Origin of the sequence: Clostridium sp., from assembly GCF_047777555.1 — a bacterium.
Classification (GTDB): Bacteria; Bacillota; Clostridia; order Clostridiales; family Clostridiaceae; genus Clostridium_H.
This window is the reverse complement of record NZ_JBKEEV010000001.1, coordinates 573,148-586,700: the sequence shown is the minus strand read 5'-3', so window position 1 is coordinate 586,700 and position 13,553 is coordinate 573,148. Positions and strand designations below refer to the sequence as shown.

10 protein-coding genes and 1 pseudogene are annotated in these 13,553 nt (G+C 29.5%); 10 read left to right on the top strand and 1 reads right to left on the bottom strand.

Features of this window, described 5'->3' with window-relative positions; all coding sequences use genetic code 11:
- The first annotated feature begins 126 nt into the window (after nt 1-126).
- The 8 genes and pseudogenes from ACFWTK_RS02910 to ACFWTK_RS02875 all read left to right on the top strand — a co-directional run bounded on the left by ACFWTK_RS02910 (nt 127) and on the right by ACFWTK_RS02875 (nt 11,285).
- Nucleotides 127-1,524 (top strand): MATE family efflux transporter, encoded by a 1,398-nt coding sequence (locus ACFWTK_RS02910; RefSeq protein ID WP_415874630.1) that lies wholly within the window; start codon nt 127-129, stop codon nt 1,522-1,524.
- A 643-nt stretch (nt 1,525-2,167) separates the two neighbouring features.
- Nucleotides 2,168-2,725, top strand: coding sequence for an NUDIX hydrolase (locus tag ACFWTK_RS02905; protein WP_415874629.1), 558 nt, complete (start codon nt 2,168-2,170; stop codon nt 2,723-2,725).
- Nucleotides 2,726-2,927: 202 nt separating this feature from the next.
- Entirely contained in the window at nt 2,928-3,533 is a 606-nt protein-coding gene (gene rpsD / locus ACFWTK_RS02900) for a 30S ribosomal protein S4 (protein WP_415874628.1), read from the top strand.
- 177 nt (nt 3,534-3,710) lie between these two features.
- Nucleotides 3,711-4,409 (top strand): purine-nucleoside phosphorylase, encoded by a 699-nt coding sequence (gene deoD / locus ACFWTK_RS02895; RefSeq protein ID WP_415874627.1) that lies wholly within the window; start codon nt 3,711-3,713, stop codon nt 4,407-4,409.
- Between the two features lie 275 nt (nt 4,410-4,684).
- Nucleotides 4,685-5,601: pseudogene (locus ACFWTK_RS02890) on the top strand (tetratricopeptide repeat protein); the annotation flags it as partial.
- A gap of 139 nt (nt 5,602-5,740) precedes the next feature.
- Nucleotides 5,741-6,142, top strand: coding sequence for a hypothetical protein (locus ACFWTK_RS02885; protein WP_415874626.1), 402 nt, complete (start codon nt 5,741-5,743; stop codon nt 6,140-6,142).
- A 240-nt stretch (nt 6,143-6,382) separates the two neighbouring features.
- Entirely contained in the window at nt 6,383-8,338 is a 1,956-nt protein-coding gene (locus tag ACFWTK_RS02880; protein WP_061857562.1) for a DNA gyrase/topoisomerase IV subunit B, read from the top strand.
- Nucleotides 8,325-11,285 carry a DNA topoisomerase IV subunit A gene (locus tag ACFWTK_RS02875; protein WP_415874625.1) on the top strand — a complete coding sequence of 987 codons (2,961 nt, stop codon included), beginning with the start codon at nt 8,325-8,327 and terminating at the stop codon, nt 11,283-11,285. The genes ACFWTK_RS02880 and ACFWTK_RS02875 overlap by 14 nt, the downstream gene beginning before the upstream one ends.
- Before the next feature lie 42 nt (nt 11,286-11,327).
- On the opposite strand, the gene ACFWTK_RS02870 is transcribed toward ACFWTK_RS02875, so the two are convergent.
- Nucleotides 11,328-11,759 (bottom strand): GtrA family protein, encoded by a 432-nt coding sequence (locus ACFWTK_RS02870; RefSeq protein WP_415874624.1) that lies wholly within the window; start codon nt 11,757-11,759, stop codon nt 11,328-11,330.
- Nucleotides 11,760-11,867: 108 nt separating this feature from the next.
- On the opposite strand from ACFWTK_RS02870, the gene ACFWTK_RS02865 reads away from it, so the two are divergent.
- Entirely contained in the window at nt 11,868-13,082 is a 1,215-nt protein-coding gene (locus ACFWTK_RS02865) for a M16 family metallopeptidase (RefSeq protein ID WP_415874623.1), read from the top strand.
- 202 nt (nt 13,083-13,284) lie between these two features.
- Nucleotides 13,285-13,548, top strand: coding sequence for a metal-sensing transcriptional repressor (locus ACFWTK_RS02860; protein ID WP_415874622.1), 264 nt, complete (start codon nt 13,285-13,287; stop codon nt 13,546-13,548).
- The last annotated feature ends 5 nt before the right edge of the window (nt 13,549-13,553 follow it).

The following is a 13,553-nucleotide window of genomic DNA, read 5'->3' as shown; positions in this document are numbered from 1 at the left end:
TTTATAAAATTACAACTTATTAAATTGTGCAAATTTGTACTTTTTGTTCAGCAAAGCAGTGAATGCGAAGCCTTTTTACAAATCCTATAATGAATATAGGAAGAATAAGTTTTGAGGTGAGAAATTATGTTGACTGATAAAAGTACGGCTAAAGAGAATAAAGAATTTTTAGAAGAGAATATAGGAAAATTATTACTTAGATTTGCAATACCAGTTATACTTTCTATGTTAGTAACTGAAATGTATAATATGATAGACTCCTTATTTGTAGGGCAAGTTGTAGGAGCAAAAGGACTAGGAGCATTGACCATAGCTTTTCCAGTACAAAGATTATTTTCATCCCTGGCTATGTTAGTTGCTATAGGAGCATCCACGGCAATATCAAGGAGTCTTGGAGAAAATGATTATTCAAAAGTTAGAAAGATAGTTCCGAATGCAATTATAGTTCTTATAGCCATAATTGTATTTTTTATATTAACCATATTAATCTTTAATTATGATGTAATTATGAAGCTGGGCTCTAGTGAGACTATATTTCCTTATGCTAAAACTTATATAAACATAATACTGCTAGGAGTAGTATTTCAGGGCTTAAGCATTTTAATGTCATATATACTAACCTCATTTGGAGAAGCTAAGGTAATTTTAGTTAACACATCCATTGGTGCAGTGTTTAATTTTATCATAGACTATTTATTGGTGGTGATATTTAACTTTGGAGTTGGCGGAGCTGCAATTGCAACAGCTATATCACAAATAGTTGCTTTTATATATACATTAATGAAGTTTTTGAAGATTAAAAAAGAAATGGATTTAAAGTTTGAAGTGGAAATAGATAAGAATATATATAAGGAAATTATATATGTTGGTTTTTCAACCTTTATTGTTGAAGTATCAGATGCAGTGGTTTCGGTATTTTTAAATAAGATCCTTTTAGAAATCGGTGGAGATGGTGCTATTGTTGCTTTAGGGCTTACAACTAGAGTTTCTATGTTTCTATTCGTAACCGTAATAGGAATAAGTTCTGCTATGCAGCCTATAGCAGCTTATAATTATGGAGCTGGAAGAAATGATAGGGTTAATAAAATAGTTAAATGTTCAATTAAAACAGTTACTATAAGTTCAATAATACTATGGGCAATTGCTATGATATTTACAAAACATATGATTGGTATTTTTGTGAATGATGCTGAAATAATAAAATACACTGTAAGAGCATTTAGAATAGTGATTTCGGTATTTCCATTCATAGGAGTATATTATGTAACTATATATTATTATCAAGCTATGGGTATGGCAAAACTATCACTGCTTCTTTCTATATTTAGACAAATCATAATTTTCATACCTCTAGTTTACATTATGGTATACTGGCTAGAACTTGGAGTATTAGGAGCATGGATTTCATACCCTATTTCTGATATTATATCCTTTGGAATTTCGCTAATCTATATTAAGTGCTATCAAGTAGAGGACATAGTAGAGGAGAAGGCAAATGTAAAAAGAAGAGCAATTACAGCATAGTATGTTTTGTCAACTGTTTTATTAAGAAGTTTTTTATTGCATTTTTCTTAATATTTGATATAATAATTTACGGAAGAGGTAAATAACATTTTGAGAACAGAATTAAATTTCTGGAATATTTGTGGAGCTCTTATTTTGAACCTACATTACAGCAAAGGGAGTTCAATATTAAATGTGGAGACCAATTTTAGGCAAGTACTAAGAAGCATTTGTGAGACACCCACCTATCGATTACAGCAAAGGGAGTTCAATATCTAAATGTGAATAAGAACTATAAGACCAATTTTAGGCAAGTACTAAGAAGCATTTGTGAGAGCACCCACCTATCGGAGAGATAGGTGTCAAAATCAGAGCAGCGGTATTTCGGATTTATAATTAAAAATATAAGAAAAATATTTTTAGGTTGCTAGCAAGTAAATTGCTGGTGACCTTTTTGTTTTTATATTAATAATCAAGAAATATTTAAAAAGGATATTTTAAAAGATCCCTTTTTAACTTTAGGTGAAGCCTACTGAGAATATATACCATCTATAATAGAATTGGTATATAATTATGGAAGAAAGTAATCTACATTTAGTAGATTTAGAAAGCTTAAGATTACAGTTAAATATAAGAAAAATTTTATAGTAAAGGTGGATTAAAAATGAATTGGATTGAGTCAATAAAAAATTATAATCCTTATAATGAGCAAGAAAAGAAAGACAAAGAAATAATTGTAGAATGTATAGATAAGTTTTGTAATGTTTTGACTAGAGATAGTAAGGTAGCACATATAACAAGTTCTGCATTTGTGGTAAACAAAACAAGAGAGAAAGCTTTGATGGTATATCATAACATATATAATTCATGGTCTTGGACAGGCGGACATGCAGATGGAGAAAAAGATTTATTAGCTGTTGCTCTTAGAGAAGTTCAGGAAGAGACATGTGTAAAAAATCTTATTCCTATAAGTGAAAAAATTTTTTCATTAGATGTATTGCCAGTAATAGGCCATGTAAAAAGGGGAGAATATGTATCACCACATCTACACTTGTCAGTTGCCTACCTAGTTGAAGGAGATGAAAAGGAGGAACTAATAGTTAAAGCTGATGAAAATAGTGGGGTTAAATGGATTCCTATAGATGAGATAAACATATGCTGCAATGAAGAGCATATGAAAAAAGTATATGAAAAGATAGTACGTAAAATGAATGATTATTAAAAAGAAATCTATATTTATAGTAAAAAAGAGAGCTTTATTTAGAAAAACTCCACTTTATAAAGAATTAAAAGAATAAATTCAAATAAAAATGTATTACACTATGATGATAATAATTTTCAATTGAAATTATTTGTGATACAATATAACAGTTAAAAGATTAACTTACCGCGGCAAATATATTATACGGAGGTTAATGATTAATATGGCAAAAATGATGGGACCACGTTTTAAGCTTGCTAGAAGATTAGGTTTAAATGTTATAGGACATCCTAAAGCAATGAAACGTGCAGAAAAAGGTACAAGCAGAGCAGACAAAAAATTATCTGATTATGGAGTACAATTACTAGAAAAGCAAAGACTAAGGGCTTACTATGGAATTTTAGAAAAGCAGTTTGAAAAGTATGTAGATAGATCTATGAAAGAAGCTAAGAGAAATAATGAAATTCCAGGAGAATATCTATTGAAAACTCTAGAGTGCAGATTGGATAATTTAGTATATAGAAGTGGATTTGCTAATTCTATTCGTCAAGCAAGACAAATGGTAAGCCATGGACACTTTACTGTAAATGGCGTGAAAGTAAACATACCTTCTTATGCTGTTAAGGTAGGAGATAAAATTGCTTTAAAGGAAAGTTCAAGAAAGATAGAAACTTTTAAAGACAATTTTCAAGGTACTGAAGTAAGTAATTTACCTTATATTGAAAAGAGCTTAGATGAGTTTACTTCAAAATTGGTTAGAATGCCTAAAAGAGAAGAGTTACCTATAGAAATAAATGAACAATTAATAATTGAGTTTTACTCAAAATAGCAGAAAAGGAGCGCCTAAGGGTGCTCTTTTTATTGACAATCTTTATAAAGAAAAATAAATTATTATAAACTAATAATATTTCCTTTTGTGTATATAATGAAAATAAGGTATAATAATTTATTATGGAATATTTTGCATTATACCATGATTATGATAATATTTTTATGGAGGGATTATATGAGCGTACATATAGGAGCAAAAGAAGATCAAATAGCAGAAACAGTATTATTGCCAGGAGACCCATTAAGAGCAAAATTCATAGCAGAGACTTTCTTAGAAAATCCAATTTGTTATAATGAAGTTCGTGGAATGTATGGGTATACAGGTTCATATAAAGGAAAGAGGGTTTCAGTTCAAGGTACAGGTATGGGTATACCATCAATATCTATCTATGCTAATGAGCTAATTGAAAGCTATGGGGTTAAAAATTTAATAAGAGTAGGAACTTGCGGTTCTATACAAGAAAATGTTAAGATAAGGGATATTATACTAGCATCTGGAGCATCAACTAACTCTTCAGTTAATAAAATGCGCTTTAAAGGAATGGATTTTTCTCCTATAGCTAGTTTTGAACTCTTAAGAAAGGCTTATGATATTGCTAAAAATAAAGGAATTGAGCCTAAGGTAGGAAATGTTTTAAGCTCTGATTTGTTTTATAATGATGATTTAGAAGCATGGAAGCTATGGGCAAAGTATGGAGTACTAGGAATAGAAATGGAAGCAGCAGGCCTATATACTCTTGCAGCTAAGTATGGAGTTAATGCACTTACAATATTAACAGTAAGCGACAGTTTGGTAACTGGAGAGGAAACATCAGCAGAAGAAAGACAAAGTACTTTCACAACAATGATGGAAATCGCATTAGAACTTGCCTAAAAAGATTTAGATAAGATATTCAACATTACATATGGAATTTGAACTAAAGCATTGAACAATCTTTAGAAGCTCTTTATTTCTGTATTTAAAACACCATAAGAACCTTCTATTCTTTGAACGACAGCGAGTTTAGAAGATTTACGGGCTTTAAATCTAGAAATATTAGAGCTTCTTTGCGAGTGAAGCTTTCCTAAATGTAAATCCCATATGTAATGTTCTATAAATGTTCCATATAAGAAAAATGCTGTGCATTTTTCTTAAAAGGTGGTGATACAATGCTTAACCAAAAGTATAAAATAGATAACTTTAAAGTTATCGGTGGGATGTTTTACAGAGAAAGAAAAATAGACAAAGCTCTGGAATACTATAATAAGGCTTACAATACGAAAGAAGGAAAAAAAGATACGGAGTTACTTTTAGATATGGCACTTATATACGATGAGCTTGAAAAATATGATTGAGCTAAAGAAAAGTATAGGGAAATACTAGAAGTAGACCCTAAAGATGAGAGAGCTTATTATGGATTGGCTATTACATATGATAACAAACAGGAGTATCGTAAAGCTATAAAATATTATGAAAAGGCTATAGAAATAAACCCTGATTATAACAGAGCTTATTTTTTTCTAGCAGGGGCTTATGACGAGATTGGAGATAAAGATAAAGCCATATACAATTATAAAAAAGTAATATCAATGAATGATAAGGACTTTTGGGCATACAATAATCTAGGTGCTATATACGAAGAATTAGGAAGATATGAATTAGCACTTCAAATGTTCGAAGAGAGTCTAAAAATTGATCCCTATCATTATAAAGCTCTTTTTAATAAGGCTGTTGTTCTGGTTAAGATGGGAAAAGTTGAAGAAGGAATAAAATATTATAAGGCATCTATAGAGGAAAATCCAAATTATCCTTATTCTTATCTAAATTTAGGAGTTATTCATATAGAAAAAGGAGATTATAAAAAGGCCATTTGACATTATAAGTGAAGGAATTAAAAACAATTTAGATGCGGAATTTTTATACTATAATAGAGCTTGTTGTTATGTAAAAATTAATGAATTATCAAAGGCTTTAGAAGATTTACGAGGAAGCAATAAGACTGTATCCTAAGTTCATAGAATATATAGAAAAAGATGATGAACTAAAGGAAGTAGTAAAACTTGAAGAATATAAAAAGTTAATAAAGTCAATAGTAGACACCTATATAATATTAAAGCCATATGTGTCTACTTTTATCAATAAAAATAATAAAATAACATGTCCCTTTTAAAAGCATTTATCATATATCATTAGTAGATAAGTGTTTATTAAAGGGGGGCTGAGACATGACAGAAATAATTATACAATACGTTTTAGTTATTCTTTTAATTCTTGGATTAACTTATTTTGTATATTTGCTTAAAGATAAAGGAATAAGCCTAAAAGAAGACTATTATGGAATAACATATACAGTATTAAACTTTTTAACTAATGAGGAAGCTACTCCAGAAAATGTAAAGAAAATACTAAGAACTGCATCAAAAATAGTTAGCTACGTAGAGGCAGTTTATAAAGATGAAACAAATGATATAAAAGAGGAAAAAGCTTTAGTTTTACTTAGAGAAGCAATAGATGATTTATATTTTCAAAATGAAGTAGATGACGAATCATTAAGGTATATCATAAGGTTATGTGCTAGTATAATGCCTCCAACACACAAAAATGAAAATATTGACAAGGAAGAGTAAAATATTATATAAATTTTAAGGTATACATTTATTGTATACCTTTATTTTAATGATGATATATCAAATAAAATGTTAGTTTGTATAAATGAAATTATAGTTTCAAAATAATCATTTAAAAGAGTAAAAACAAAATTTCCTTGTAATGAGTTAGGAAAGAAGATACAATATAATATAGTTATTAATAAGAACATATGTTTCTATATTTGCTTACTTATGAAAATCTATATATGGAGGAATATTATGCAATTAAATGACAAAAAAAATAATTCTTATGATGTTACAGATTTAACCTCCCTAGAAAAGTTAGAGCCAGTAAGGGTAAGACCAGGAATGTATATAGGTTCCACTGGTACAAAGGGATTACATCATTGCATATGGGAAATATTAGATAATTCTATAGATGAAGTAGCCAACGGATATGGAAGTAAAGTGATTGTAATTTTAAATAAAGATAAAAGTGTTACAGTAATAGATGATGGAAGAGGTATCCCTACGGGTATACATCCTATAAAGAAAAAGTCTGGAGTAGAAATGGTATTTACGGAACTTCATACAGGAGGTAAGTTTAATAACAGTAATTATAAAACATCTGGAGGACTTCATGGAGTAGGTGCTGCTGTTGTAAACGCTTTGTCAGAATGGCTTGAAGTTGAAGTTTATCAAAAGGGTAATGTGTATCGTCAAAGGTTTGAATATGCAGAGGACAAAGATTTAAAAAAGAAAATGCCCGGAACTCCAGTTACACCTTTAGAGATAGTAGCACATACAGAGAAGACAGGAACAAAAGTAACTTTTAAACCTAGCAAAGAGGTTTTTAGCACTACAGATTTTAAATTCGACATTATAGATGAGAGACTTCAAGAATTAGCATTCCAAAACAAAGGTATAACTTTAATGTTAAGGGATGAGAGAAAAGAAGAGGTAATAGAAAAGAAGTATCACTCAGAGAGAGGACTTTTAGATTTCATTGAGTATCTAAATGAAAGTAAAATACCTATACATAAGAACCCTATAATATTTGAAGGAGAAAGGCAAATCGGAGATATTAGAGTTTATGGTGAAGTTTGTATTCAATTTACAGATTCTACTACAGAAAATGTAGCGAGTTATGTAAACAATATACCAACCACAGAAGCAGGGACTCATGAGACCGGTTTTAAGACAGGTATGACAAGAGCATTCAAGGATTGGGCAAAAAAGCTAAATATTATAAAGGAAAAGGATAAAGGATTTGAAGGAGACGACTTAAGAGAGGGAATGACTGCTATTTTAAGAGTAAAAATAAGCAATCCTATATTTGAAGGCCAAACCAAGACTAAGCTTTGTAATAATGAAGCTTATACCGTTATGAATGAAATAAGTTATGCAAAAATAAGTGAATGGATTGAAGACAACAAGGAGATAGCAACTCAGATAATAAATAATGCAGTGTACGCTGCAGCTAGAAGAGAAAAAATAAAGAAAATAAATGAAGCAGAAAAGAAAAAAATAGGTAAAGGAACAGCTCCTTTAGCTGGGAAAATAGCTGTGTGCACTTTGAGAAAACCAGAATTATGTGAATTTATAGTGGTAGAGGGAGATTCTGCTGGAGGAAGTGCAAAGCAGGCAAGGGATAGAAGATTTCAAACCATTATGCCTTCTAAAGGAAAAATTATGAATACTGAAAAGCAGAAGTTGGAAAATGTATTAGCTAGTGAAGAACTAAAACTTTTTAATGCAGCTATAGGTACAGGAGTCTTAGAAAATTATAGGGAAGAAGATCTAAAATATAATAAAATAATAATTTTAAGTGACGCAGATGTGGATGGGTATCACATTCGTACCCTATGGATTACATATATCTATAGGTACATGAGACAACTTATAACAAATGGACATTTATATATGGCACTTCCACCTTTATATAAGGTATATAAAAATGGCAAAAAAGGAGAAATAAAAAAATATGCCTACAGTGATGAGGAATTAGAGGCTGTTAAAAAGGAAATAGGTAAAGGAGCATTAATTCAAAGGTATAAGGGACTTGGGGAGATGAACCCTGATCAACTTTGGGAGACTACCTTAAATCCTGAAACTAGAACATTGCAGCAAATAACTATTGATGACGCTGCAAAAGCAGAAAAAATGATATCTTTACTTATGGGAGATGTGGTAGAGCCTAGGAGAAATTACATGTATAAGTATGCAGAATTTTAATGTACTTAAGGCTACGGAAAGGATTGAATTAATATGGCGAAAAAAAAGCATAGAAATTCCAGTAGATAATAATATAATAAAGGCTCCATTATCAGAAGTTATGCCGGATAATTATCTTCCATATGCTGTGGAAGTTGCAAAGGAAAGAGCTCTTCCTGATGTAAGGGATGGACTAAAGCCTGTCCATAGAAGAATTTTATATGGAGCGTATAAGCTAAAGGCAACTCCAGATAAGCCTTATTATAAATCTGCTAGAATTGTTGGAGATATATTAGGAAAATACCATCCTCATGGAGATACTTCTGTATATGATGCTATGGTTATTTTGGCACAAGATTTTACAACTAGAGTACCACTTATTGATGGACATGGTAACTGGGGAAGTATAGATGGAGACAGTGCAGCTGCTATGCGTTATACAGAGGCTAGACTTACTAATGCAGCTATGGAAATGTTAAAAGACATAGATAAAAATGTAGTGGATATGGTAAACAATTATTCTGATACAGAACTAGAACCAAAAGTGCTTCCTGCTAGATTTCCTAACCTTCTTGTAAATGGAGCTTTTGGTATAGCTGTAGGTCTTGCAACTAATATACCGCCTCATAACTTACGAGAAACCATTGATGCTACTATAGCATGTATAGATAAAAGTGATATAACAACAAAAGAGATTATGAATTATATAAAAGGACCTGATTTACCTACAGGTGGAATAATTATAGGAGAAAAAGCACTACTTTCTGCCTATGAAACAGGAGAAGGGAAGGTCACTTTAAGAGCTAAGACTAGTATAGAAAAACTTGAAAATGATAGATACGGTATAGTTATAAGCGAATTTCCATATAGAAAAAATAAGGCAAAGATATTACAGTCTATATCTGAGATGACTGCTGATAAAAAACATTCAAAAGCATTAGAGGCTATAACAGATATTAGAGATGAGTCTGATAGAAATGGAATAAGAGCAGTTATAGAATTTAAAAAGAGTGCAGATAGGGATGTTGTAGAGAAGGTATTAAAATATTTATTCAAAAAAACAGAACTTCAATGTAACATAAGTTTTAACATGGTAGCTATAGCTAATGGTAAACCAGAAACTTTGGGTTTAAAGAAGATATTAGAGCACTATATAAAACATCAGAAGGATATTATAACTAGAAGAACTAAAAGAGAATTAGAAATAGCTAAAAATAGATTTCATATTGTAGAAGGATTCATAAGGGCTATAGATATAATAGATGAAATAATAGCAACTATAAGAGCCTCTAAGTCAAAAAAGGATTCAGAACAAAATATAATAAATAAATTTGGTTTTACAGAACCTCAAGCTGAAGCTATTGTAGAGCTTATGCTCTATAAATTATCTGGTCTTGAGATTAAAGTTCTTGAAAAAGAATATAAAACTTTACAAAAACAAATTAAAGCTCTAGAAAAAATATTAGCAAGTGAAAAGGAATTACTTAAGATAGTTAAAAAAGAGCTTATTGAAATAAAAGAAAAATACGGAGATGATAGAAGAACCCAGATAATACATAATGATGAGGAAGCAAAAATTGAAGTAGAAGACATTATTTTAGACGAAGATATTGTGATTACTATTTCTAACGATGGATATGCAAAAAGGGTATCAGATAAATATTATAAGAGGGTAAATCCTAAGGAAGAAGATATAGAGTATAGAGAAGGAGATTTTAATAAATATTTGATATCTTCAAATACAAAAGATATACTTATGATATTTACACACGTAGGAAACTTATATCAACTAAGGTGCAGCAATCTCCCAGATATGAAGTGGAAGGAAAAAGGGGAAAGGCTAGATGAATTGATTAGGACCTTAGATTTAGAAAATGAAAATATAATCCAAGTTTTTGCTGTTCCTAAATTAGATAAGGATAAGAATTTTATTTTCTTTACGGATAGAGGAATAATAAAAAAGAGCTCCTTAGATAAGTTTGAAACAAACTATTCTAAATTATTAGCTTTAAAACTAAAGGAAAATGAAAAACTTATAAACGTACAGTTGGTAGACAAGAATAGAATTGAGAAACATATAAATGTAAAAACCAAAATGGGATTAGAATTTACCGTAGAGGAACCAAGAATAGAGAATAGTGATAGAAATATTTTAGGAACTCAAATATTTAATATTTCTAAAAAAGATAAGGTTGTAAATATAGAATATGTAGATGAGTTTGAGATAAAGAGTTTTGTAGTTAACATAGATAAAGGTGGTAATATAAAGATATCTAATAGAAGGGCCTATAAAACATCTATAGGATGTTTTACAAATTCCTTAAATAGATTACTTATATTTGGAGATAGGGGGAATGTTTATTCTATTCCATCGTATATGGTGGAAAATATACAAGATAATGACTTTACATTAAGTAAAATAGTAGATGAATTTAACCCTAAGGAAGAAAAGATCATAAACATTTTTTCAATAATAGATTTCAACACTCCTGATAGTATATATTTCTTTAGCAAATATGGATATGTGAAGAGAACAGCCTTAAAGGAGTTTGAAGGTGAGTATGACATTATAAAAGGATATAAACTAAAGTCTGATAATGATAGATTAATCAATGTTAAGTTAAACCGAGATAATGAAGTTAAAGACATACTCCTTATAACAAAAGATGCTATGGGAATCAGATTCGGAGCTGACAGCATAAGCTATATGGGAAAAGTAGCCACAGGGGTTACAGGAATAAGTCTGAAAGAAAATGATGAAGTTATATTTGGAGAATTTATTGAAAGCAAACAAATTAAAGATGAAATAGCTTTGGATGGTGAAACTATAGATAGTATTTATTTAATTTCTAAAAATAGCTTACAAGAAAGTATTTTGCTCAAGGATATAAAACTGCAAAATAGGGCAGGAAGAGGTAAAAAGCTTATAAATTTAGATATTAATGATTATATTATTGAAGTTAAATAAGAAAAGCTTAGAAATAGAACCAAGTAAGGAAAGAGAATGCCTCTACTCGGTTCTATTTCTAAATACAAAGCATTTATTTAGTATAAAAGTTAATATGCCAACAGTTATAGAAGACAGGATTATTGAAATATTCATCCATAATATTTCTTGGAAGTTGAATATATTAAAGGTGGTAAATATTGTACAAAGTGTTGAATTTAAAAAAGTAGATATTCCTAAAATTGAAGCATATTTAAAATAAGAACCATTATTAGAGGAAAAAGTAAATTTTTTATTCCAAAAGTATCCATTAATGGAGTAAACTATAAAAGATATTCCATAAAATATGTACATTGTAGGACCAGAATATATTCCAGTTAAATAAGATAGAACATTGAGTATTATTAGATTTATAAGTACATTGCTGCCGCCAATTAGTCCATATTTAACCAGTTCAATAAGTGTTTTATGCGTCTTTATGCTTTTTAAAGTCATTCCTATTCCTCCAATCTATCCATAAAATTATATCATAATTGTAAAAAAAATTAGAAACATTTCTAAAGGGAAAAAAGTATAGTAAAATAGGCCTTGGAGGTAATCTGTATGAAAAAACATGTATTTAGTAATGGAATCAAAGTAAATTATGTCAAGAGAGAGGGAAACCTATCTTCATTTTGTATAGGTTTTAATGCTGGAGCTTTAGTTGAAGAAGAAGGAGAAATAGGTCTTGCTCATGCAGTAGAGCACATGCTTTTTAAGGGAACTAAAAAAAGAAATGAAAATGAAATAAATATAGAATGTGATGAAGTTTTTGGATTTCATAATGCTATGACTAATTATCCTTACGCTATATACTATGGAACTACTCTCACGTCTGATTTTGAGAAAGGGTTTGAACTATATTCTGATATTATTTTAAATCCTATTTTTCCAAAGGAAGGATTTAAAGAAGAAATGGATATAATCTTAGAAGAGCTAAAAGAATGGAAGGACGATCCATATCAAGATTGTGAAGATGAACTCTTTTTTAACGCCTTTAATAAAAGGAGAATAAAAGAACTTATTATAGGTAAAGTGGAGAGCATAAAAGCTATAACCTTAGAGGATATAAAGAGATTTTATGATAAGCATTATGCACCATTGAACTGCGTAATTACTGTAGCTTCTTCTATGGAGTATGAAGAAATAATTAGAATAATAGATAAGTACTTCGGTAAATGGGAAAAAGAATATAACTATCATAAAAAAAGTTTATATGAAATAAATAATAAAGGAATTTTTAATAAGATAAGAAAAGACCTGAATGGAGCAAAAATACAATATTGTTTTCCTATACATTTTTTAAATGAAGAAGAAATAAACTTGCTTAAAGTATTTAATTCTAAATTTGGAGATGGGACAAGCAGTATTCTTTATGATGAAGTAAGAACTAAAAATGGTCTAGTTTATGATATATCAAGCAGTATAAAAAATGAGAAAGGCATAAAACTCTTTATTATTAAACTTGGAACTTCAGAAAAAAATATAAATAAATCCATAGAACTTATAAACCAAAATATTGAAAAAATAAAATTTTCAAAAGGAATTTTTACTAAAGAGACTATAAATAAGATAACAAGGAATATACAACTTAAAGAAGAATTGAGCATAGAGCGATCCATTGAACTTTGCAAAAAAGTTACTACAGACGAAATTATGTATAATTTTTATAGCATAATTTCCCAGGAAATTATTGGAGATATAAATGAAGAAAAAATATTAAATGTAGTAAATAAAGTGTTGAAGGATCCAACAATACAAATATTAAGACCAGAATAGAATATTGATTTTGTATAAAGAAAGTGCATGGTAATTTTACTACTTTCCAAGTTATAAAAAACAGGCTGTGTTTGCAGAATTAATAAATATAAATTTTGTAAACATAGTTTTTATTTTTATGGACAAAATAATATTGACTTATGGGGCTATATAGATTAATATAATTATAAAATAACACCACCGGGGTGAGGGGAGGTTCAAAATGAATTTAGAAAAGAAAAAAGCAGAACAATATTTAAAAACTGCTAAAGGACAGATAGATGGAATATTAAAAATGATAGAAGAAGGTAGATATTGTATAGATATTTCAAACCAAATAATTGCTTCTCAAGCTTTGCTTAAAAAAGCTAATACAATGATTTTGAAGCAGCATCTAAATCATTGTGTTAAAGATGCTTTTTTGCATAATCAAGGAGAAGAAAAAGTTGAAGAGATAATATCTGTATTGGATAAATTAATGAAGTAATAAGG